The organism is Burkholderiaceae bacterium (genome assembly GCA_024235995.1).
Classification (GTDB): Bacteria; Pseudomonadota; Gammaproteobacteria; order Burkholderiales; family Burkholderiaceae_C; genus Ottowia.
This window is the reverse complement of sequence record JACKLI010000001.1, coordinates 477,726-500,160: the sequence shown is the minus strand read 5'-3', so window position 1 is coordinate 500,160 and position 22,435 is coordinate 477,726. Positions and strand designations below refer to the sequence as shown.

Genomic DNA, 22,435 nt, shown 5'->3' with positions numbered 1-22,435 from the left:
AGGAATATGGACGTGACAACACAAGGTATGCTGCAAGGCAAGGTGGTGGTGGTGACGGGCGCGGGCAACGGCATTGGCCGCGCCATCGCGCTGGCCATGGCGCGCGAGCAGGCGGCGGTGGTGGTCAACGACATCGGCACCGGTCTCTCGGGCGAGGGCCGTGACGCCACGCCGGGCCAGCAGGTGGTGGATGCCATTTGCGCCGCGGGCGGGCGGGCCATGCTCAGCACCGACAGCGTGGCCGAGGCCGCCGGTGCCGAGCGTATCGTGCAGTCCGCGGTCGATGCCTTCGGGCGCATCGACGCCGTGGTCAACAATGCCGGCATCCTGCGCGACGCCATCTTTCACAAGCTCAGCGTGGCCGACTGGGAGGCCGTGATCCAGGTGCACCTGCACGGCAGTTTCTACATGAGCCGCGCGGCGGCGGGCTTCTTCAAGGAGCAGCAGTCCGGCGCCCTGGTGCACATGACTTCCACTTCCGGCCTCATCGGCAACCTGGGGCAGGCCAACTACTCGGCGGCCAAGCTGGGCATCGTGGCGCTGTCCAAGTCCATCGCGCTGGACATGGCGCGCTTCAACGTGCGCTCCAACTGCATCTCGCCCTTTGCCTGGAGCCGCATGACCAGCTCGGTTCCCACCGATACGCCCGAGAAGGCTGCGCGCGTCGAGCGCAACAAGCAGATGACGCCCGAGAAGATCGCGCCGGTGGCCGTGTACCTGGCCAGCGACGCCGCACAGCACGTCAACGCGCAGGTGTTTGCTGTGCGCAACAACGAGATTTTCCTCATGAGCCAGCCGCGCCCGCTGCGCTCGGTGCACAGCGGCGAGGGCTGGACGCCGCAGTCCGTGGCCGAGCACGCCATGCCCGCGTTGCGCGGCAGTTTTGTCGGCCTGGAGCGCTCCAGCGACGTGTTCAGCTGGGACCCGATATGAACAACGTCCACGCCATGCCAGCGGTCGACTTGAGCTGCCTGATGGCGCCCGGCAGCGTGGCCGTGGTCGGCGCCTCCAGCGACCCGCGCCGCATCGGCGGGCGACCCATCGACTGGATGCGCCGTGGTGGCTTTCGGGGCGCGATCTACCCCGTCAACCCCACGCGCGCCGAGGTGCAGGGTCTGCCGGCGTTTGCTTCCGTCGAGGCACTGCCGCACACGCCGCAGGCCGCCATCGTTGCCGTGCCCGCGCCGCAGGTGCTGGAGACGGTGCAGGCGTTGGGCGCGCGCGGCGTACGCGCGGCGGTGGTGTTCAGTTCCGGTTTCGCCGAGGTGGCGGGCGCGGGCGCCGCGCTGCAGGTGCAGGTGGCGGCTGCGGCGCGGTGCCATGGCATGCGCCTGCTGGGGCCCAATTGCCTGGGTCTGTTCAACGCCGCCATCGGCTGGTATCCCACTTTCACCTCCGCGTTCGAGGGCGGCTGGCCCCTGCCCGGGCGCATCGGCGTGGTCAGTCAGTCGGGCGCCTTCGGCTCTCACCTGATCACGCTGGCGCGCGCGCGCGGCATTGGCACGCCGCAGTGCGTCACCACCGGCAACCAGGCCGACGTGACGGTGGGAGAGATCATCCACTGGTATGCCGACGACCCCGAGGTGGACGTGATTGCCGCCTACGTCGAGGGTGTGACGCGCGCCGAGGTGTTCGTCGATGCCTTGGCCGCCGCGCAGCGGGCGCGCAAGCCCGTCATCCTGCTCAAGGTGGGGCGCAGCGCCGTGGGCCACCATGCGGCGCAGTCGCATACTGCCTCGCTGGCGGGCGACGATGCCGTGACCGACGCCGTGCTGCGCGAGTTCGGCGTGCTGCGCGCGCGCTCGGCTGAGGAACTGCTGGACTTCGCCTACGTCGCCACGCGCAAGATCTATCCGGCCACCAACACACTGGGCGTAGTCACCGTCAGTGGCGGCGTGGGCGTGCTGATCAGCGACATCGCCGAGGACGAGGACCTGGCCATGCCGCCCATGCCCGAGGCTGCCCAGCAGCGCCTGCGCGCATTGCTGCCCTATGCGTCGCCCGTCAACCCGGTGGATTGCACAGCCCAGGCCGTCAACGACGACACCCTGGTGCGCCGCTTCACCGAGATCATGGTGGCAGAAGGCGGCTACACCTCGGTGCTGAGCTTTTATGCCCAGCTGGCCGATGCGCCCGGCGCGGCCGAGCGCCTGCTGGCCGACCTCGCTGCGGTCAGGCGCCAGTATCCCGATCGTCTCTTTGCGCTCTCGGCCACCATGTCCGCCGAGCGCCAGCGCGCCTACGACGATGCTGGCCTGGTGGTGCTGGAAGACGCCGCCCGTGCCACCCGCGCCCTGGCTGCCATGGGTCGGCTGGGCGCCGGCTTTGCGCAGGCGCGTGCGCCTTTCAACCCACCGGGCGCGGTCATCATGCTGCCGCCAGGGCCCCTGTCCGAGGCCCAGGCCAAGGCCGTGCTGGTGCAGCACGGTATCGCCATCGCGCCTGAGCACCTGTGTCCGGATGCGGATGCTGCCGTGCAGGCGGCGCGGGCGCTGGGCTGGCCGGTGGTGCTCAAGATCGTCTCGCCCGACATTGCGCACAAGACCGAGATCGGCGGCGTGCTGCTGGGCGTGCAGGATGAGGGTGCCGTGCGCGCCGGCTTCCGCGAGCTGCTGGCGCGCGCGGCCCACCACGCCCCGGCCGCGCGCATCGATGGTGTGCTGGTGGCGCGCCAGCTTCAGGGTGGCGTCGAATGCATCCTGGGCGTGCAGCGCGACCCGGTGTTTGGCCCCGTGGCGCTGTTTGGCCTGGGCGGCATTTTTGTCGAGGCCATGCGCGACGTGGTCATGCGCCGCTGCCCGTTTGACGAAGCCGAGGCCGAGTGCCTGATCCGCTCGATCCGCGGCGCCGCGGTGCTCACTGGCCTGCGCAATCGGCCGCCCGCCGACATCGCGGCGCTGGCGCGCATGCTTTCATGCCTGTCGGTGTTTGCGCATCAGGCGCAGGCCAGCCTGCAAAGCATTGACCTCAACCCGGTGCTGGCCCTGCCCGAGGGCCAGGGCGCGTTTGCACTGGACGCCCTGGTGCAGACCCGCGCCGCCGAAAGCGAGGAGAGCGAGGCATGACGGCGCGCCACGACTTCCACGGCCGCACGGTGTTTGTCTCGGGCGGCACCAGTGGCATCAACCTGGGCATCGCGGATGCCTACGCCGCCGCCGGCGCGCGCGTAGCCGTGATGAGCCGCAACGCCGAGCGCGTGGCCACGGCGCGGGCGCAATTGGCGCGCCACGGGGGAGCCGTGCTCGGCCTGGTGGGCGACGTGCGCGACGCGGCACGAGTGAAGCAGGTGCTCACCGAGGTGCATGCGCAGTGGGGCGTCATCGACGTGCTGGTGTCCGGCGCGGCGGGCAACTTTCTGGCGCGCGCACTGGATCTGTCGCCCAACGGCTTCAAGGCGGTGGTGGACATCGACTTGGTGGGCACCTTCCACGTGTTGCGCGCAGCGCATCCCTTTTTGCGCCAGCCGGGTGCGTCCATCATCAACATCTCGGCGCCGCAGTCCTACAACCCGGCGCCCATGCAGGTGCACGCCTGCGCCGCCAAGGCTGGCATGGACCAGGTGATGCGCGTGCTGGCCATGGAGTGGGGCGCGCAGGGCATTCGCGTCAATTCCATCGTGCCGGGACCGATCGAGGGCACCACCGGGCTGGCCAAGCTGGCCTCGGACGCAGCACGCGCGCGCATGGCCCAGCGCGTGCCGCTGGGGCGCCTGGGGCGGATGCAGGACATTGCCGTCATGGCCTTGTTTCTGGGCTCGGACGAGGCCAGCTACATCACCGGCGCGCTGTTGCCGGTGGACGGCGGCATCTCGCTGCTGGGTGCACGCAACCACGCGCTGGAGGAGGACACGCCATGACCCCGGAGATCCTGCAAGCGAGCGTGGAGAGCGGCGTACTGGTGCTGCAAATGTGCTGCCCCGAGATGCGCAACGCGCTCAGCGCTGAGATGAAGCAGGCCCTGCACGCCCAGGCGCGCCGATTCGTGGACGACGACAGCCTGCGCTGCCTGCTGCTGACCGGGTGCGAGCAGGTGTTTTGCGCCGGCGGCGACTTGCGCACCATGCAAAGCGACCGCAGCACCGTGGGCGTGCGCCGGCGCATGGCGCTCACGCACGCCAGCATCCGCTTGCTGGCCGAGTGCGAAAAGCCCGTCGTCACCGCGGTCAACGGCGCGGCCGTAGGCGCGGGCCTGTCGCTGGCGTTGATGGGCGACGTGGTGCTGGCCGCCGAGGATGCGTACTTCATGGCTGGCTTTGCCAACGTTGGCGTGCTGCCCGACATGGGCCTGTTGTATCACCTGCCGCGCACCGTGGGCCGCGTGGTGGCCAGCGATCTGCTGCTCACCAACCGCCGCGTCGATGCGCCCGAGGCCCTGGCCCTGGGCTTGGTCAGCCGGGTGCTTCCGCAGGCCGATTTCGCGGCCCAGGCCCTGGCGCTGGCGCAGCGCATTGCCGCCGGCCCGGGCGTGTCCTTCGGTCTGGCGCGCGCCCTGATGGCCGGTTCGTACAAGGACAGCTTTGGCGAGTTCCTGCTCAAGGAAAGCCTGGGGCAGGTCGTGGTGTTCGGCACCGAGGACTTTGCCGAGGGCGTGAACGCCTTTCTTGGCAAGCGCAAGCCGCGTTTTTCCAGTCGATAGATCCTCGTTGATGAGTTCCCATTTCAAAGGAGACAACATGCCCATCGTGAAGAAGATCATCCGTGCCGCCGTCGCCTGCTCCGGCGCGTTGCTTCTGGCCGGCGCTGCGCTGGCTTACCCCGACAAACCGATCAGGCTCATCGTGCCCTACGCGCCCGGTGGCATCACCGACAGCCTGGGTCGTGCCCTGGCCGAGGGCGTGTCGCGCGAGCTCAAGCAACCCATCGTCGTCGAAAACAAGGCCGGTGCCAGCGCCATGATTGGCACCGGCATGGTGGCCAACGCACCGGCCGACGGCTACACGCTGCTGATGGCCTCCAACGGCAACATGACGGTGACGCCGCTGGTGATGAAGAACTTGACCTATGACCCGATCAAGGCGCTCCGTGTCATCGCTATCGTTGGCGAAATTCCCACCGTGGCGGTCACCAACCTGCAGACGCCGGTGACCGATCTGCGCGCATTTGCAGCGTACGCCAAGGCCAACGACGGCAAGCTCAACTACGCCTCGCTGGGGCAAGGCAACGTGCTTTATCTGACTGTTCGCAAACTTGAGAGCGAGTTGGGCATCCGAATGACCGAAGTACCTTACAAAGGCAGTGCTCCATCGCTCACGGCCCTGATGGCCAACGATGTTCAATTCTATGTTGACGTACTCCCGGGCGCCCTGCCATTCATCCAGAGCGGAAAACTCAGAGCGTTGGCTGTTCCTGGTGACAAGCGTATTCCCTGGTTGCCCGATGTCCCGACGCTGCAGGAAGCAGGCTACAACAAATTTCACGCCGCCAGTTGGTTGGGCTGGGCCGTGCCCGCGGCCACGCCAGGGGATGTCGTGGTCAAACTGCAGGAGGCGATCGCGCGCTTTGCGAAGGACGAAAACTTCCGCGCCACCTTCACCAAAGCTGGCATGCTGATGCTGCCGCCAATGACGCCCACCCAGGTGGATGAATACCTCAAGGCCGACCGCGAGCGCTGGGGTTCGCTGATTCGCGAGCACAACATCTCCATCGACCAATAGTCATGCACCGCCACGAGTTGGATTCCGAGCGTGCCTTGCGCACCGAGGTGCGAGGGTTTCTGCGCGAGGCACTGCCTGCGCAGCTGCGCGCCAAGGTGTTAGCCCACGAGTCCCTGGGCAAAGCCGACTACGTGGCTTGGCAAAACATCCTGAACGCCCGCGGCTGGCTGGCACCAGCGTGGCCTGTCGAGCGTGGTGGTACCGGCTGGACACCGCGCCAGATCTACGTGTTTGAAGAGGAATGCTGGATGGCTGGCGCGCCCGAGGTGTTTGCCTTTGGCCCCAAGATGCTGGCGCCGGTGCTGATGCAGCATGGAACCAAAGCGCAGCAGGATGAATGCCTGCCGCGCATTCTCAGCAGCGCCGACTGGTGGTGCCAGGGCTATTCCGAGCCAGGTTCCGGCTCCGACCTGGCCGCGCTGCGAACGCGCGCGCGCATCGAGGGCGAGTACCTGGTGATCGACGGCCAGAAGACCTGGACCACCTACGCGCACTGGGCCAACCGCATGTTCTGCCTGGTGCGCACTGACACGCAGGCCAAGCCACAGGAGGGCATCTCCTTCGTGCTGCTGAACATGGACACGCCCGGCATCACGGTGCGCCCGCTCATCCTGCTGGACGGCGTGCATGAGGTCAACGAGGTGTTCTTCGAGCAGGTGCGGGTGCCGCTGGCTAACGTGGTGGGACGGCTCAACCAGGGCTGGACCTGCGCCAAGGCGCTGCTGGGCCACGAACGCTTCAACGCCGGCAAGATCGGCCGCTCGCTGCGCGAGTTGGCGCTGCTCAAGCGTCTGGCCTCGGAGCCCGACGCGCTGGGCCGCCGCCTGCTGAACGACGTGCGCTTTGCCGAACGCATCGCTGCCGTCGAGGTGGATCTGCTGGCGCTGGAGCAGACGACGCTGCGCCTGATGGCCGCCGCGCAGGCTGGCACCAGCATGGGTGTGGAGCCATCCATCCTGAAGATTCGCGGCACCGAGATCGCGCAGCAGCTTTCCCTGCTGCTGGTCGAGGTGCTGGGGCCAGGCCCCGGCGCGATCGATGGCGCCCTGCCCGCAGCCTTGGTGCGCCAGTACCTCAACTGGCGCAAGCTGTCGATCTACGGCGGTTCCAACGAAGTGCAGCGCAACATCATCGCCAAGTTTGCCCTCGGGCTGTGAACCTCGCCATGTCCACGCACCCTACTTCCTCCGAGCACCAGGCGCTGCACGACAGCGCCACGCGCTTTCTGGCCGGACTGGCCGACTTCGCGCGCCAGCGACAGCGACAGCAGACCGGCGATTGGCGCCTTGACCGCGCGCTGTGGCACCAGTTCGGTCACCTGGGCTGGCTGGGCGTCATGATGCCCGAGGCCTACGGTGGCCTAGGCCTGCCGGCGGGCGACGCGCTGACCATCATGCAGGCCATGGGCGCGCACTTCGTGCCCGAGCCCTACGCCGCCAGTCTGGCCGCGGCCCAGTTGCTGCAGGATCTGGGCAGCACCGCGCAGCAGGCGCGCTGGTTGCCTCGCGTGTGCACCGGGACGGCCCTGCTGCTGCCGGCGCACGCCGAGCCTGGCGCTGGCTACGCGTTGGCCTGCGTGCAAACGCACGCGCAGTCGGTGGGCGATGGCTTTCGCCTGGAAGGGCGTAAGTCGGCCCTGCCCTGGGGGCCGAACGCCGATGGCTGGTTGGTTTCGGCGCGCAGCGCCGGCGCCGTGGGCGATGCCGTAGGCATCAGCCTGTTCGTGCTGGAGCGCGGCACGCCGGGTCTGCGCTGGGAGCAGCCTGCCACCGGCATCGCCGGCGAACCCGTGGCCGACTTGATTCTGGAGGGCGTCCAGGTTCCCGCGGACGCCTTGCTGGGCGAGTTGGGCCGGGCCTGGGCCGCCCTGGAGGCTGCGCACGAACTGCTGCTGGCCGCCGCCTGCGCCGAGGCCGTGGGCACGCTGCAGGCCGTCTTGGACGCCAGCTGCGAATACGCCAGGACACGTCGGCAATTCGGCGTTGCCTTGTCGAGTTTTCAGGTCATCGCGCACCGGCTGGTGGACATGTTCACCCAGGTGCAGCTGGCGCATTCTATGGCCGATCTGGCCGCTGCTACGCTGGCCCAGGCCGGCCCCCAGCGGCACCTGCGCCTGGCCGCCTGCAAGGCGCAGATCAGCGCGGCCTGTCGCTTTGTGGGTGAGCAGGCGGTGCAGATCCACGGCGGCATCGGCATGACGGACGAACTGGCGCTGTCGCACCAGGTGCGGCGCCTGTTGGCCATAGACCGGCGCCTGGGCGACCGCTTTCATCATCTGGGCGTGTTGGCTGCCAGCGTGCAGGGCGGTGCAGGCCTGTACGGCGTGCAGGAGCTGGCTGCATGAGCGCGCCGGGCAGCTCCCAAGCGCGAATCCCGCAGCGCATGGCGCGGAGGATGGTTCGGTGAACGTCATGAGTCCCTTGCACGGCACGCGCATCATCGACATGACCTCGGTGCTCATGGGCCCGTTTGCCTCGCAAACCTTGGCCGATATGGGTGCCGATGTGATCAAGATCGAGGCCCCGGTCGGCGACGTGGTGCGCCAGATCGGGCCGGCGCGCCACGCCGGCATGGGGCCGATCTTTCTCAATACCAACCGCAACAAGCGCAGTGTGGTGCTCGACCTCAAGCACCCCGAGGGCGTAGCGGCCCTGAAACGCCTGCTGGTGGATGCCGACGTGCTGATGTACAACGTGCGTCCCCAGGCGATGGCGCGCTTGGGGCTGGATTACGACAGCGTGCGTGCGATTAACCCGTGCCTGGTGTACGCGGGCCTGTTCGGTTTTGGGCAGGATGGGCCCTACGCCGCGCGCCCGGCCTATGACGACCTGATCCAGGGCGCCGCCACCCTGCCACACCTCATGGCGCGCGCCAGTGGCGACATCCCGCGTTACGTGCCCACGGCCATGGCCGACCGCATCGTCGGCCAGACGGCGGTGGGCGCCATCCTGGCCAGTCTGCTGGCGCGGGGGCGCACGGGCCAGGGTGACCGTGTGGACATTCCGATGTTTGAGACCATGGTGGGCTTTGTGCTGGGGGACCACCTGGGTGGCCTCACTTTTGATCCGCCGCTGGATGAGGGCGGCTACGCGCGGCAGCTCTCGCCCGAGCGGCGCCCCTACCGCACGCAGGATGGCTACATCTGCGCCCTGGTCTACAACGACAAGCAGTGGGCCGGCTTTCTGGCCGGCATCGGTCAGTGCGACTTGCCGCAGCGCGATGCGCGCTTTGCCAGCTTTGCCAGCCGCGCCCAGCATATTGACCACGTCTATGCCTGGCTGGCGCAGGTGTTCGAAGAGCGCCCCACGGCCGAGTGGTTTGCCCTGCTGGAGGCGGCTGACGTGCCCTTCATGCCCATGCACGACCTGCACAGCGTGCTGCACGACCCGCACCTGCAGGCCACCGGTTACTTTGAAGCCGTGCAGCACCCCAGCGAAGGGGCGCTGCGCAGCATGCGCATGGCGCCGCGTTGGTACACCCTACAAACGCCGGCGCCCCGTCCCGCCCCGCGGCTGGGCGAGCACACCCTGGAGGTGCTGCGCGAGGCTGGTTTCAGCGCCGCTGAGGTGGCGCAGTTGCTGGCCACGGGCGCCGCAGTGGGCCAGTCCGGCGTGGAGGACGCGGCATGAAGCCCACGGGCCCCTTGGCCGGCCTGCGCGTGGTCGAATTTGCCGGCATCGGTCCCGGGCCGCTGTGCGGCATGCTGCTGGCTGACCTGGGTGCGCAGGTGATCCGGCTCGACCGCCCGGAGCCCAGCGGCCTGGGTATCGAGCGGCCGCCTCGGTTCGACCTGCTGCTGCGCGGCAAGCGTACGTTCAAGCTCGACCTGAAGACCGAGGAGGGCGTGACCTTCGCGCGCGCACTGGTGCGTTGCGCCGACGCGCTGATTGAGGGCTTTCGTCCCGGCACCATGGAGCGCATGGGCCTGGGACCCGAGGTATGCCTGGGCGACAACCCCCGGCTGGCCTATGGGCGCGTGACGGGGTTTGGCCAGCAGGGGCCGCTGGCCCACGCGGCGGGGCACGACCTGAACTACATCGCCCTCACCGGGGCGCTGGATGCCATCGGCCGGCAAGGCCAGCCACCGACGCCGCCACTGAACCTGCTGGGCGATTACGCCGGTGGCTCGCTGTTCCTGGCCATGGGCCTGCTGGCGGCCATTCTGCAGGCGCGCGCAAGTGAAACGGGCCAGGTGGTCGATGCCGCGATGATCGATGGCGTGGGCGCGCTGATGACGCCATTCTTCGGTCTGCATGCGGCGGGTTTGCACGGCGGCGCGCGCGGCACCAACCTGCTGGATTCGGGCGCGCCCTTTTATGACGTGTACCGTTGCGCTGACGGCGAATACGTGTCCATCGCGGCCATCGAGAAGAAATTTCGCGCTGTGCTGATCGAACGCCTGCGCGCCGCCGGCGCCGATGTGGACGGCCTGCCGGATTTCGACGATCGCGCTCGCTGGCCCGAGTTGCGTGCACGCCTGACCGCCATTTTTGCCACCCGGTCCCGCGCCCACTGGTGCACTGCCCTGGAGGGCACGGACGCCTGCTTCGCCCCTGTGCTGGCGCCGCAGGCCACCCCAGCACACCCGCATCACCAAGCGCGCGGCGGTTTCATTCGGGTGGATGGCATTACCCAGCCTGCCCCCGCGCCGCGGTTCAGCGCCACGCCCAGCGGCATGCCCGCTGCGCCGGGCCAGACGGGCGATGCCCGCGAATGGGCACTGGCCTGGGGCGTGCCGGCAGAGGCGCTGGCTCTCATGGATTGAGAAAGGCAAGTCAATGGCAGGACTGTATTTCGAGGAATTTCACGCCGGGCAGAAATTCGTGCATCCCTGGTCACGCACCGTGACCGAGATGGACAACACGCTGTTCTCGTTGCTCACCATGAATCCGCAGCCGCTGCACTTGGACGCGCATTTTGCGGCGCAAACCGAGTGGGGCCAACGCCTGTTCAACAGCCTGTACACGCTGGGCATCCTGGTGGGCATGACGGTGAACGACACCACACTCGGCACCACCGTGGCCAACCTGGGCATGAGCGACGTGCGTTTTCCTCGGCCGGTGTTTCACGGCGACACGCTGCGCGCGCGCACCCAGGTCGTTTCCGTTCGCGCCAGCGCATCGCACCCAGAGTCGGGCCTCGTCGAGTTCGAACACACGGGGCTGAACCAGCGCGACGAGGTGGTGGCCGTATGCCGCCGCACGGCGCTGATGAGACGGAAGCCCGCCGCATGACCGAATCCCTTGCACGGGCCCCGGCTACCGAGGTGCCACCCTGGTACCAGGCGCTGCGCCGCTGGGTCAATGCCATCGATGGGGTGCTGATCGGCATCGGCTGCATCCTGCTGTTCGCTCTGATGTGCCTGGTGGTGGCCGACGTCGGGCGTCGCTACCTTTTCAACGCGCCCATTGCCTGGTCCTACGAGGTGATCAACCACTACCTCATGCCGGGAGTGTTCTTCTACACTGTCTCGCACACGCTCAAGGCGCACTCCCACGTGGCGGTCGACATCCTGCACAACTACGTCGGCACTCGGGTGCGCTATGGTTTCGAGGCGGCGAGCACCATGCTGGCCGTGCCGGTGTTCGCCCTTGCCACCTGGCTGGCCGCCGGCGTAACGCTGGAACAGTACCGGGCGGGTGCCCAGGCCAGCAGTGGCCTGGGCGTGCCGTCGTGGACCATCAGCATGGTGTTGCCGGTCGGCTTCGGCATGCTGACGCTGCGCTTGGCACTCAATGCGATCGGCTACGTGGCAACCCTGCTGACCGGCCGCCAGATCACGCCCCTGCCGCCGATCTCCGGCACCGAGGAAGGTGCCGAATGAGCGCAGCCCTGATCACCATCCTGCTGTTCGCACTGCTGGCCATCGGCATGCCGGTGGCCTTCGCGCTGGTGTTCACCGGTGCGCTCGGCCTGTACTGGGTCGGCGGCTGGGAGGCCATGTCGGGTGTGCTGTCCACGGCACCGCTGTCCACCGCCGAGTCCTACGAAATGATCTCGGTGCCGCTGTTCATTCTGATGGCGGAATTCGTGATCATGAGCGGCGTGGCCGACAAGCTGTTCGCCGCGGCCGCCACCTGGGTCGGGCGGGTGCCGGGAGGATTGGCCATGGCCACCGCTTTGGCCGGCGCCGGCTTTGGTGCCATCTCCGGCTCCAGCACCGCGTCGGCGGCAACCTTGTCGTCCACGACCTTGCCGGCGATGCTCAAGCAAGGCTACGATCCACGCCTGAGCGGCGGCGTGGTGGCGATCTCCGGCACGCTCGCGATGCTGATTCCACCCTCGATCGCGCTCATCCTGTACGGCATCATCGCCGACGTGAGCATCAGCGCCCTGCTGATTGGCGGCGTGATTCCAGGCCTCCTGGTCACACTGGTGATCATCGGCACGGTGCGGGTACTGGTGTGGATCGACCCCAAGGCGGCGCCGCGCGGGCGCGCCTACACGCTGGGCGAGAAGCTCGCATCGCTGCGCGTGGTCGGACCGATGGTGTTCCTGTTCATGGCCGTCACCGGAGTGATCTACACCGGCATTGCCACCCCCACCGAGGCTTCGGGTCTCGGCGCCTTCGGCGCTTTTCTCATCGTGCTGTGGGAACGCAAGTTCACACGCCCAGCGCTGGCCAAGGCGCTGATGCAGGCAGCCCATGCCAGTTGCATGATCATCATGATCGTCGTCTGCGCCAAGGTGTTCGGCTATTTCTTCACCTTGACGCAGAGCACGCAGATGCTGGTGGCCTGGGTGAGCGGACTGGACGTGTCGCGCTGGGTCGTCCTGGCGCTGATCCTTCTGGGCTATCTCATCCTGGGCTGCCTGATGGACCAGGTGGCAATCCTGATCCTCACCGTTCCCATCATCCTGCCGGTGATCAAGGCACTGGGCTTCGATCCGGTGTGGTTCGGCGTGATCGTCATCGTCATGGCCGAGGTTGGCCTGGTCACCCCGCCAGTGGGCCTGAACGTGTTCGTGGTGGCGCGCTACGCCAAGCGGCCACTGGCCGAGATCTTCGGTGGCGTCTGGCCGCACGTCTTCAGCCACCTGCTGCTGGTGGCTGCGCTGGCGGTGTTCCCGCAGATCATTTTGTGGCTGCCCTCGAAGATGGGCGGATGAGCTTTCAACCCTGAAGGAGACACGACATGACTCGACTGCTTGCAACCGCCCTGGCCGCGGCCGCTCTGTGCGCCGCGGGCGCCGCCACGGCCCAGACCAAGATCAAGATCGCCGATTCGTTTCCGGTCGGCCACTACCTGCCCAAGTACTTCACCACGCCGATGATGGAACGGCTCAAGGCCGATCCGGCGGCCAAGGGCATTGAGTTCGAGTACTACCCGGCGGAGCAGCTCGGCAAGGCCAAGGACCTGCTCTCGCTCACGCAGTCCGGCCTGGTCGATATCGCCTATGTCGGCCCGGGTTTTGTCTCGGACAAGATGCCCCTGTCCGTGGTGCCCGAGCTGCCGCTTCCCTACACCGGCTCGTGTCAGGCGACGATGGCCTACTGGAATCTGGCCAAGCACGGCGGGCTGCTCGACAAGAAGGACTTCGCCCCCAACGGCGTGCGCCTGCTGTTCACCATCGTATTGCCGCCCTACCAGGTCATCACGCGCAAGCCCTTTGCCAGCCTGAGCGACCTGGATGGCATGAAGATCCGTGCGTCCGGTTCGGCCAAGGAACTGCTGCTGAAGAAACTCAAGGCCGTGCCGGTGTTGATGCCCACACCCGAGGTCTACGAGTCGCTCTCGCGCGGCACCATCGACGGCGTTCTGTTCCCATTCAACAGCCTGGCGCCTTACGGACTCGACAAACTGTCCAAGACCGGCACCATCGGCTCCAACTTCGGCTCCTTCGTCGCCAACTGGGTCATCAGCGAGAAACGCTTCCAGTCCTTGCCGCCAGCGGTACAGAAGGATTTGACCACCATGGGAGAAGAGCTGGTCCAGCGCGTCTGCAAGCAGGTCGAGCAGGACGAGGCCGCCGACATCGAGAAGACCCGGGCCGCGGGCGTCGAGTTGACGCCCTTGTCGAAGGCCGACGAACAAGCCTTGCAGCGTGTTGCTGCCGAAGTCGCCACCGAGTGGGCGCAAAACCTCGACCGGCGCGGCAAGGGCGGTACCGAGGTGCTCAACGCCTTCAGGGCCGGCTTGGGGTTGAAATGAGTCGAGCGAGTCGCCTCCAGGACCGGCGCACGTGATGCAAGCCTTGCAGCTGCAGGAACCGGCACCCGAGGCCGAGGCACTGCGCGCGCCGGTGCGCGTATTCCTCGACGAAGCCCTGGTCGACATGCCTGCCGACCGGCGCGCCCGTTCCTGGCTGGGTTTCGACGCTGCGTTCAGCCATGAGCTTGGCCGGCGCGGCTGGATCGGCTTGGCGCTGCCCGCCGAATACGGCGGCGCCGGACAGGATGCGCTGGCGCGCTTTGTCGTGGCCGAGGAGTTGCTCGCGCGCGGCGCGCCGGTGTCGGCGCACTGGATCGCCGAACGCCAAAGCGCGCCCATGATCCTGCGCTACGGATCGGAGGCACAGAAGCGCCTCCACATTCCACGCATCTGCCGTGGCGAATCGTTTTTCGCCATCGGCATGAGCGAACCTCAGGCGGGTTCCGACCTGGCGGCGGTCCGCACACGCGCCACGCACAGCGCCAGCGGCTGGCGGCTGAGCGGTCAGAAGATTTGGACCACCAACGCCCAGCACGCGCACCACATGATCGCGCTGGTGCGCACCTCGGGACAACCGCAGGACCGCCAGCAAGGGCTGTCGCAGCTGCTGTTCGATCTGAGCACCCCCGGCATCACGATCCGGCCGATCGAAGATCTGGCCGGCGACCGGCACTTCTGCGAAGTGTTCTTCGACGATGTGGAACTGCCGGACGATGCACTTATCGGCGAGGAAGGTGCCGGTTGGGGGCAGGTCACAGCCGAGCTGGCCTACGAGCGCAGCGGGCCCGAGCGGATCTACTCGAGCATGGTGCTGCTCGATGCCTGGCTGGCTCACCTGCGCGCCAGCGGGCCGCCAGACGATGCAGCCACCGCTTTGGCAGGCCGCCTGATGGCGCATCTGGCCACGCTGCGTTCGATGTCGCTGGCGGTGACGGCCCGACTCGCCGCAGGGGACAACCCGATGACCGAGGCAGTGCTGGTCAAAGATCTGGGAACCGAGTTCGAGCAGCTCGTGCCGAGCGCCATTGCCGCTGTACTGGCCGCCGGCACGGCGCCGGTGCCGGCCGAGCTGCAGCGCACTCTGGACTACATCACACAGTTTGCCCCCACCTTTTCCCTGCGCGGCGGCACGCGCGAGGTGTTGCGGGGTCTGATCGCGCGGGGGCTGGGGTTGCGATGAATGATCTGGCCGAATCCCTGGATCGTCTGCTGTTCGGGCAATGCCCTCCTCGGCGTGTGCGCGAAATCGAGCGCGGCGCTTCGTCCGCACTGCTGTGGCAGCAGTTGGAGCAATCCGGTTTCCTGGATGCGCTGGTGCCGGCCGAGCGCGGCGGTTCCGGGCTCTGCCTGGCGCAGGCGTTTGAACTGCTGGCACTGCACGGGCGCTATGCCCTGCCGGTGCCGATGGCGTCCACCATGGTGCTGCGTGCGCTGGGTTGCGACGCGTTGCCACGCGAGCTGGGGGCCGTCGTCACCGCCGCGCAGATCGTCGGCGCGCTCGAACGCGTGCTGGAGATGACCGTGGCCTTTGCCAACCAGCGGGAGCAGTTCGGTCGACCGATCGGCAAGTTCCAGGCCGTCCAGCATCAGCTCGCGGTCATGGCCGAGCAGGTGGCCGCCGCCCGCATGGCAGCCCAGATTGGCTGCGCCGCCGACGGCCTGCAGCCCGATCGCCTGCGGGCGGCGGTGGCCAAATCGCGCGCCAGCGAGGCCGCCGCCGTGGTAGCACCGATGGCGCACGCCATCCATGGCGCCATTGGCATCACGGCGGAATTCGACCTGCAACTCTACACCCGCCGCCTGCACCAGTGGCGCGCCGATTTCGGCAGCGAACTGGCCTGGAGCCGCGTGCTGGGCCAGGCTCTGCTGGAGGAAGGCGAGCGCGCGCTGGACTTCATGAGGCAATCACTTCTCCCCGCTTGATCTCGACCCATGAGCAACTTCCTCCTGTACCAGCAAGAAGGCGGCGTCGTTACCTTGACCATGAATTCGCCCGCCACGCGCAACGTGCTCACCGGCAACAGCGCACCGCACGAATTCAGCGAGGCCTGCGCACGCATCAACACCAACACATCGGTGCGCGTCGTCATCCTTACCGGCGCCGGGCCGGCGTTTTCCGCGGGCGGCAACCTGAAAGACATGCAAGCCATGTTCGATCTGACGCCCGCGCAGCTGCGCGAGTGGTACCGCCACGGCGTGCAGCGCCTAGCCCTGGCCGTGTACGGGCTGGAGGTGCCGGTGATCTGCGCCGTCAATGGTCCCGCCATCGGCGCAGGCTGCGATTTGACCACCATGTGCGACATCCGCATCGCTTCCGACCAAGCCACGTTTGCCGAGAGCTTCATCAAGGTCGGCTTGATCCCGGGCGATGGCGGCGCCTGGCTGCTGCCGCGCGTGGTAGGCAAGAGCATGGCTGCCGAACTGACCTTCACCGGCCGCACGCTGGATGCCCACGAGGCACTGCGTATTGGCCTGGTCTCGCGCGTGGTGCCACCAGAGCAGCTGTTGCCGCAGGCGCGGGCGCTGGCCGGGCAAATTGCCGAGCAGCCGGGCGCCGCCCTGCGCATGGCCAAGAAATTGTTGCGCGAAAGTGAGCGGCTGGACTTCGGCCCGTTGCTGGAGCTCTCGGCCGGCCTGCAGGCGCTGGCCCACAAGACGCCACAGCACGTCGAGGCCGTCAATGCTTTTGTTGAAAAACGCAAGCCCGATTTCTCTGGATTTCAAGATTGAGGAAGCAAGCGCCGTGATGATTCGATCCCTTTTCTTTGCGCCCGCCAACCGGCCCGATCTGGTCGTCAAGTTCCCCCGGTTTGGCGCCGACTGTTGCGTCATCGACCTGGAAGACGGAACGCCTCCAGGCGAAAAGATCCGTGCACGGGAGATGCTTGCCAGCACCGTTGCCCAAGTGCGCACAGCCGGTTTGAAAAGCCTGCTCATGGTGCGCGTGAACGTGCCTGATTCGATGCATTACCTGGCCGATCTGGAGGCCGCTTTCATGGCCGACGTCGATGGTGTCGTGATCCCCAAGCTGGAGGCACCCGAGCAAGCCTTTCCAGCGCAGCACTGGATCACGAGACGTGACGCCGAGGCACCGCGCGCGCAACCGCGCAGCATCGTCGGCGGCATCGAATCGGTGCGTGGCGTCTTGAACGCCGCGGCCCTGTGCCAGGGCGTTGAATCGATGGGTTCGGTGTTCTTTGGCGCCGAGGACTTCGCCGCCGACATCGGCGGGCGCCGCACGCCGCGCGGCGACGAGGTCTACACGGCGCGCTCCATGGTGGTCATGGCAGCCAGGGCGGCCGGCCTGATCGCCATCGACCAGGCGGTGATCGACATCCGCAACGACGCGCTCTTCCTGGAGGACGCGGCGCGCGGCCGCGACCTGGGCTACGAGGGCAAGATCTGCGTCACGCCCGGCCAGGTGAAGCTCGCGCACCGCGCCTTCTCACCCATGGCCGAGGAGCGCGACTATGCCCAGCGCCTGGTCGATACCTACGAGTCCGCCATGGCACGTGGTCTGGGCACCATCGACTTCGAGGGCCGCATGATCGACGGGCCGACGCTGAAACGCGCGCAGCAGGTACTGGCTCTGCCGGTAGAGGGCACCTGATGCGCACCGAAGTCCTCGACCATCTCGACCTGGCGCGCTACATCCGCCCGGGCGATGGAGTGATCTTTCAGCAAGGCTGCGGCGAAGCCCTGGACCTGAGCGAAAAATTCGTCGCGCAGCGCGCCGCCTACAGCGGCGCTCACGTGTTTTTCGGCTCGGGCTTTTCGCGCAGCTTCCGGCCCGAGCATGCCGATCACCTGCGCTTTTCCGGCATTGGCGGCATTGGCACGCTGCGCAAGCTGACCAGTTGCGGCGCGCTCGACCCCATCCCTTGCCACATCTCGGCCGTCGAGGGTTTGCTGCGCGAGCGCATCATCCGTGCCGACGTGGTGATGCTGCAGGTGAGCGAGCCCAACGAGCGTGGCGAGTACAGCTTCGGCTTGGTCAACGACTATGTCCGTGCCGCCATGCAGCAGGCGCGCGTGGTCATTGCCGAGGTGAATCGGCAAATCCCCTGGGCGCACTGCGACCGGCCGCTCACCGCAAGCGAGATCACCGTCGCGCTACCCGCCGACCGCGCCCCGTTGGAGCTGCCTTCTGCCCCATTTGGCGAACTGGAGCGGCGCATCGCGCATCACCTGGGCGACCTGATTGACGACCGCGCCACGCTGCAGGTGGGTATCGGCGCCGTACCCGAAGCCATCATGGGCATGCTGCTGGACCGGCGTGAGCTCGGCATCCACTCGGGAATGATCGGCGACTCGGTGGTGGAACTGATGGAGCGCGGCGTTGTCACCAACGCGCACAAGGGCATCGACCCGGGCGTGACCGTGAGCGGCGTGCTGTTCGGCACCCAGCGGCTGTACCACTTCGCGCATCGCAACCCGCAGATTCGCCTGTGTCCGACGAGCTACACGCACCACATCGGCACACTGTCGCGACTGGAGAAATTCGTCTCGATCAACTCGGCGCTGGAAGTGGACTTGACCGGCCAGGTGAATGCCGAGGCCATCGGCAGCGACTATATCGGCGCCGTAGGCGGACAGGTTGACTACGTACGCGCGGCGGCCCAGTCCGAGGGTGGCGTGTCCATCGTCGCCCTGCCCGCCAGCGGCAAGCAGGGCGACTCGAAGATCGTCAGCCGCCTGTCGGGGCCGGTAACCACCGCGCGCAGCGACGTGGACGTGGTGGCCACCGAGCACGGCATCGCCCGCCTGCGCGGACGCAGCCTGCGCGAGCGCATCCGCGCGCTGGTGGCCATCGCGCCGCCCGAGCACCGCGACCGCCTGCTGCGCGAGGCGCGCCAGACCTGGGGAGAAAACGTATGAACCTGACCGAGGAAATCCGCTTCGACGTCGAGGACGGCGGCATTGCCGTCGTCACCATCGACCGCCCCCAGGCCCGCAACGCCATCAACACCGGCGTCATCGAGGGCCTGCGCCTGGCCTGGCAGCGCTTCGCGCACGACGACGCGCTGCGCGTGGCCATCCTCACCGGCAGCGGCGACAAGGCCTTCTGCGCCGGCATGGACCTCAAGCAGGCGGCAGCCACCGGGCTGCGCATACCGCCGCGCGACATGTTCCCGGTGCTGGGCGACACCGTGCGCATCGACAAGCCGGTGATCGCCGCCGTCAACGGCGTGGCCTATGCCGGTGGCTTCCTGTTCGCGCAGATGTGCGACCTGTGCGTGGCCAGCGACAACGCGCTCTTCGGCATTACCGAGGCCAAGGTGGGCCGCGGCATGCCCTGGGCAGCGCCGCTGGCCCGCATGCTGCCGCAGCGCGTGATGATGGAGCTGCTGCTGACGGGCGCGCCCATGTCGGCGCAGCGCGCGCACGCGCTGGGCTACGTCAACGCCATGGTACCGCTGGCCGAGCTGCGCAATGCCGCGCTGGCCATGGCGCGCACCATTGCCGGCAACGCACCGCTCACCGTACGGGCCGCACGCGAGCTGGTGTATCTGTCCAGCGAGATGGGGCGCTCCGCCGCACTGCGCGCAGCGTACCCGCTGTTCGACAGCGTCTATCTGAGCGAGGACGCGCAGGAAGGCCCGCGCGCCTTCGCGGAAAAGCGCGCGCCGCGCTGGCTTGGACGATGAAGAAGCGAGGAGGTGAAAAGATGAACAACCAACTGTGCGAGATGTTCGGCATCGAGATGCCGATCTTTGCTTTTTCGCATTGCCGCGACGTGGTGGTCGAGGTATCCAAGGCCGGCGGCCTGGGTGTCCTGGGCATGGCGCGCGCTCACGCCGACCGTGTGGAGGAGGACCTGCGCTGGATCGACGCGCACATCGGCGGGCGCCCCTACGGGGTGGATATCCTGATGCCCTCCACCTACGAGGATGTGGCGCAGGTGGACATCGACGCCCTGCCGGCCGAGCACGTCGCCTTCGTGCAAAAGCTGCTCGACGACGCCGGCATTCCGCGCCTGCCGCCGGAGCAAGCCGCCCACGCCGCCCGCGAGCTGCTCAGCGGATTGCACATGACGCCGCGCGAGAGCCTGCAGATGCTGGAGATCTGCCTGCGTCACCCGATCAAGCTCATCGTCAACGCCCTGGGCAGCCCGCCCAAGGCGCTGGTCGAGCGCGCGCACGCGCAGGGCATCAAGGTCGGCGCGCTGGCCGGGCGCGTCAAGCACGCTCAGCGCCACCGCGACGTTGGCTGTGATCTGGTGGTTGCCGTCGGCACCGAGGCCGCCGGTCACACCGGCGACATCAGTTCCATGGTGTTGTGGCCGCGCATCGTCGATGCCGTGGCGCCGCTGCCGGTGCTAGGCGGCGGGGGCGTCGGACGCGGCCGCCAGGTGGCGGCGGCACTGGCGCTGGGCTGTGAGGGCGTGTGGTGCGGCTCGATCTGGCTGAAGACCGTGCAAAGCGAGCTCACGCCCGAGATCCGCGCCAAGATCTATCGGGCTGGTGAAGGCGATGCCGTGCTCACGCGCACCGTCACCGGCAAGTCTTGTCGCACGCTACGAAATGCCTTCACCGCGGCCTACGAGCGCCCCGACGCGCCCGAGCCGCTGCCAGCGCCGCTGCAGAATATGCTGTGGTGGGCCTACGGCCGAACGCGCGTTGAGCGCGCGCACGCCGAGCCGTTCCTCACCTACCCGGTCGGCCAACTGGTGGGCGACATGAACGAGCAGACTTCGGTGCGCGAAGTGGTGCAGGACATGCTGCTGGAACTGGCCGAGGCGCGCGAACGGCTCGATGCCATGCTGGGCTGAGAAGCTGTGAACGAACCTCTCATGCCTGCCTTGGCCGCCAAAACCCGCACGCTTTTCATTCGCACCTTCTGAGCCGGCAGTTGACGGACCTCAGTTCCCGCCTTCGAACACGATCACCCCGCGCGCATTGCGTCCGGCCTGCAGGTCGGCGAAGGCCTGCGGCGCCTCGGCGATCGGGTAGGTGCGGGTGATGAGCTCGTCCAGCTTGAGCTTGCCGGCCTGGTACAGCCCCAGGATGCGCGGCGCGTCGACGCGCGGGCGGGCCGAGCCGAAGTAGCTGCCGGCGATGCTCTTTTCCTCGAACGTGAGGCTGGCGGTGCGCAGGGTGGTGGTGTCCTTGGGCCGCGCCACGCCGACCACCACCGCCTGCCCGCCCTTGCGCAGCACGCTGTAGGCGGTGGCGGCCAGCTCGCCCGAGCCCACGCATTCGAAGGCGTAGTCGGCGCCGCCGCCGGTCAGCTTGCGCAGGGTCTTGACGATGGCCTCGTCGCCCTTGGAGTTGACCGTGTGCGTGGCGCCCAGGGTCTTGGCCAGGCCGAGCTTGAAGTCGTCGATGTCGACCGCCACCACCATGCGCGCGCCCGCCACCGCCGCGCCCTGGATGGCCGACAGGCCCACGCCGCCGGTGCCCAGCACCACCACCACCGAGCCCGGCGCCACGCGCGCGGTGTTGGTGACGGCGCAAAAGCCCGTCATCACGCCGCAGCCGACCAGCGCGGCCGAGCGCAGCGGCGCGTCGCCGGCGATCTTGATCAGGCTGCGGGTGTCGAGCGTGGCGTACTCGGCCATCACGCCGCAGCCCGAGAACACGCTCAGCGGCCGGCCCTGGGCGTCGCTGGTGCGCAGCGCGCCGCTGGGCAGGGTGGTCAGGGTGCGGGCGCCCAGCTCGCACAGCGCCGGCCGGCCGATGGTGCAGTAGTGGCACATGCCGCACATGGTGACGAAGGACGACAGCACGTGGTCGCCGACGACGAAGTCGGTCACGCCGGGGCCCACCTCGACCACCACGCCGGCGCCTTCGTGGCCCAGGATCAGCGGCGGGCTGAAGGCGATGGTGCCGTTGGTGGCCGACAGGTCGCTGTGGCACACGCCGCAGGCCGCCAGCTTGATCATCACCTCGCCGGCCTGCGGCGGCGCGACCTCGATCGTCTCGACCACGACCGGCTGGTTCAGTTCGCGGCAAATCACGGCTTGGGCTTTCATGGGTGGGGATCTCCTGGCAAGGCTTGAAGGGTTCGGAAACGGGAGGCTGCGAACGCCGTCCGGTTGCACGGCGTTCGCCAATAGGGAGGCAGTCAGTGGCCGGCGAAATCCACCAGCGTGAACAGCGCCAGGCCGGCCTCGCGCAGACGCTGCGAGCCGCCCAGCTCGGGCAGGTCAACGATGGCGGCGCCTTCGGTCACGGTGGCGCCCAGCTTCTCCAGCAGCTTCTTGCCGGCCATCATGGTGCCGCCGGTGGCGATCAAGTCGTCGATCAGCAGCACGTGCTGGCCGGGGGTCACGGCGTCGGTGTGCAGCTCGACGGTGGCGCTGCCGTATTCCAGCTCGAAGGTTTCCTGCACCGTGGCGTAGGGCAGCTTGCCTTTCTTGCGGATCGGCACGAAGCCCACGCCCAGCTTGTAGGCGATGACCGAGCCGATGATGAAGCCGCGCGCGTCCAGCCCGGCCACCACCTCGGGGCGCAGCTCGGGCGCCATGTAGCGGTGCACGAAGGCGTCGATCAGCACGCGGAACACGCGCGGGTCCTGCAAGAGCGGCGTGATGTCGCGAAACTGCACGCCTGGCGCCGGCCAGTCGGGCACGGTGCGGATGTGCTGGCGCAGGTAGTCGGTGATGGCGAGCGGTGCGGTCATGGGC

The 22,435-nt window shown here is 67.8% G+C and carries 22 protein-coding genes; 20 read left to right on the top strand and 2 right to left on the bottom strand.

Translation table 11 applies throughout. The annotated features are described in order from the left end of the window. Positions 1-27 precede the first annotated feature (27 nt). The 20 genes from H6927_02505 to H6927_02410 all read left to right on the top strand — a co-directional run bounded on the left by H6927_02505 (position 28) and on the right by H6927_02410 (position 20,578). Complete coding sequence (locus H6927_02505; GenBank protein MCP5216969.1) at positions 28-933, top strand: SDR family oxidoreductase; 906 nt, start codon at positions 28-30, stop codon at positions 931-933. Beyond that, positions 930-3,065 carry an acetate--CoA ligase family protein gene (locus H6927_02500; GenBank protein ID MCP5216968.1) on the top strand — a complete coding sequence of 712 codons (2,136 nt, stop codon included), beginning with the start codon at positions 930-932 and terminating at the stop codon, positions 3,063-3,065. Before H6927_02505 ends, H6927_02500 begins: the two co-directional genes overlap by 4 nt. Beyond that, positions 3,062-3,856, top strand: a complete 795-nt coding sequence (locus tag H6927_02495; protein ID MCP5216967.1) for an SDR family oxidoreductase — start codon at positions 3,062-3,064, stop codon at positions 3,854-3,856. Before H6927_02500 ends, H6927_02495 begins: the two co-directional genes overlap by 4 nt. Continuing rightward, positions 3,853-4,635 carry an enoyl-CoA hydratase/isomerase family protein gene (locus H6927_02490; protein ID MCP5216966.1) on the top strand — a complete coding sequence of 261 codons (783 nt, stop codon included), beginning with the start codon at positions 3,853-3,855 and terminating at the stop codon, positions 4,633-4,635. The genes H6927_02495 and H6927_02490 overlap by 4 nt, the downstream gene beginning before the upstream one ends. A gap of 37 nt (positions 4,636-4,672) precedes the next feature. Continuing rightward, positions 4,673-5,653 carry a tripartite tricarboxylate transporter substrate binding protein gene (locus H6927_02485; GenBank protein ID MCP5216965.1) on the top strand — a complete coding sequence of 327 codons (981 nt, stop codon included), beginning with the start codon at positions 4,673-4,675 and terminating at the stop codon, positions 5,651-5,653. A 2-nt stretch (positions 5,654-5,655) separates the two neighbouring features. Next, positions 5,656-6,810, top strand: coding sequence for an acyl-CoA dehydrogenase family protein (locus H6927_02480; protein MCP5216964.1), 1,155 nt, complete (start codon positions 5,656-5,658; stop codon positions 6,808-6,810). A gap of 8 nt (positions 6,811-6,818) precedes the next feature. Next, on the top strand, positions 6,819-7,997 hold the full coding sequence (locus H6927_02475) for an acyl-CoA dehydrogenase family protein (protein MCP5216963.1): 1,179 nt from the start codon (positions 6,819-6,821) through the stop codon (positions 7,995-7,997). Between the two features lie 67 nt (positions 7,998-8,064). Beyond that, entirely contained in the window at positions 8,065-9,282 is a 1,218-nt protein-coding gene (locus tag H6927_02470) for a CoA transferase (GenBank protein MCP5216962.1), read from the top strand. Beyond that, the gene (locus H6927_02465; GenBank protein MCP5216961.1) at positions 9,279-10,418 is read left to right on the top strand and encodes a CoA transferase; all 1,140 of its coding nucleotides are present in this window, start codon (positions 9,279-9,281) and stop codon (positions 10,416-10,418) included. The genes H6927_02470 and H6927_02465 overlap by 4 nt, the downstream gene beginning before the upstream one ends. A gap of 13 nt (positions 10,419-10,431) precedes the next feature. Next, positions 10,432-10,887 carry a MaoC family dehydratase gene (locus H6927_02460; protein ID MCP5216960.1) on the top strand — a complete coding sequence of 152 codons (456 nt, stop codon included), beginning with the start codon at positions 10,432-10,434 and terminating at the stop codon, positions 10,885-10,887. Further along, the gene (locus H6927_02455) at positions 10,884-11,477 is read left to right on the top strand and encodes a TRAP transporter small permease subunit (protein MCP5216959.1); all 594 of its coding nucleotides are present in this window, start codon (positions 10,884-10,886) and stop codon (positions 11,475-11,477) included. Before H6927_02460 ends, H6927_02455 begins: the two co-directional genes overlap by 4 nt. Further along, positions 11,474-12,763: a TRAP transporter large permease gene (locus H6927_02450; GenBank protein MCP5216958.1), complete on the top strand. Its 1,290-nt coding sequence runs from the start codon at positions 11,474-11,476 to the stop codon at positions 12,761-12,763. The genes H6927_02455 and H6927_02450 overlap by 4 nt, the downstream gene beginning before the upstream one ends. Before the next feature lie 26 nt (positions 12,764-12,789). Continuing rightward, positions 12,790-13,806 (top strand): TRAP transporter substrate-binding protein DctP, encoded by a 1,017-nt coding sequence (gene dctP, locus H6927_02445; GenBank protein MCP5216957.1) that lies wholly within the window; start codon positions 12,790-12,792, stop codon positions 13,804-13,806. A gap of 34 nt (positions 13,807-13,840) precedes the next feature. Continuing rightward, positions 13,841-14,986, top strand: a complete 1,146-nt coding sequence (locus H6927_02440) for an acyl-CoA dehydrogenase family protein (protein ID MCP5216956.1) — start codon at positions 13,841-13,843, stop codon at positions 14,984-14,986. Continuing rightward, positions 14,983-15,729, top strand: coding sequence for a hypothetical protein (locus H6927_02435; protein MCP5216955.1), 747 nt, complete (start codon positions 14,983-14,985; stop codon positions 15,727-15,729). Before H6927_02440 ends, H6927_02435 begins: the two co-directional genes overlap by 4 nt. Positions 15,730-15,738: 9 nt before the next feature. Continuing rightward, positions 15,739-16,536 carry a crotonase/enoyl-CoA hydratase family protein gene (locus H6927_02430; GenBank protein ID MCP5216954.1) on the top strand — a complete coding sequence of 266 codons (798 nt, stop codon included), beginning with the start codon at positions 15,739-15,741 and terminating at the stop codon, positions 16,534-16,536. 16 nt (positions 16,537-16,552) lie between these two features. Continuing rightward, a complete protein-coding gene (locus tag H6927_02425) occupies positions 16,553-17,416 on the top strand; it encodes a CoA ester lyase (GenBank protein MCP5216953.1) in 864 nt (287 codons plus the stop codon). Continuing rightward, positions 17,416-18,684: an acetyl-CoA hydrolase/transferase family protein gene (locus H6927_02420; GenBank protein ID MCP5216952.1), complete on the top strand. Its 1,269-nt coding sequence runs from the start codon at positions 17,416-17,418 to the stop codon at positions 18,682-18,684. Before H6927_02425 ends, H6927_02420 begins: the two co-directional genes overlap by 1 nt. Next, entirely contained in the window at positions 18,681-19,454 is a 774-nt protein-coding gene (locus H6927_02415; GenBank protein MCP5216951.1) for an enoyl-CoA hydratase/isomerase family protein, read from the top strand. The genes H6927_02420 and H6927_02415 overlap by 4 nt, the downstream gene beginning before the upstream one ends. Positions 19,455-19,474: 20 nt before the next feature. After that, positions 19,475-20,578: a nitronate monooxygenase gene (locus H6927_02410; protein MCP5216950.1), complete on the top strand. Its 1,104-nt coding sequence runs from the start codon at positions 19,475-19,477 to the stop codon at positions 20,576-20,578. A gap of 90 nt (positions 20,579-20,668) precedes the next feature. On the opposite strand, the gene H6927_02405 is transcribed toward H6927_02410, so the two are convergent. Next, entirely contained in the window at positions 20,669-21,781 is a 1,113-nt protein-coding gene (locus H6927_02405; protein ID MCP5216949.1) for a zinc-binding dehydrogenase, read from the bottom strand. A 92-nt stretch (positions 21,782-21,873) separates the two neighbouring features. Beyond that, positions 21,874-22,431 carry an adenine phosphoribosyltransferase gene (locus H6927_02400; protein MCP5216948.1) on the bottom strand — a complete coding sequence of 186 codons (558 nt, stop codon included), beginning with the start codon at positions 22,429-22,431 and terminating at the stop codon, positions 21,874-21,876. Positions 22,432-22,435: the final 4 nt, after the last annotated feature.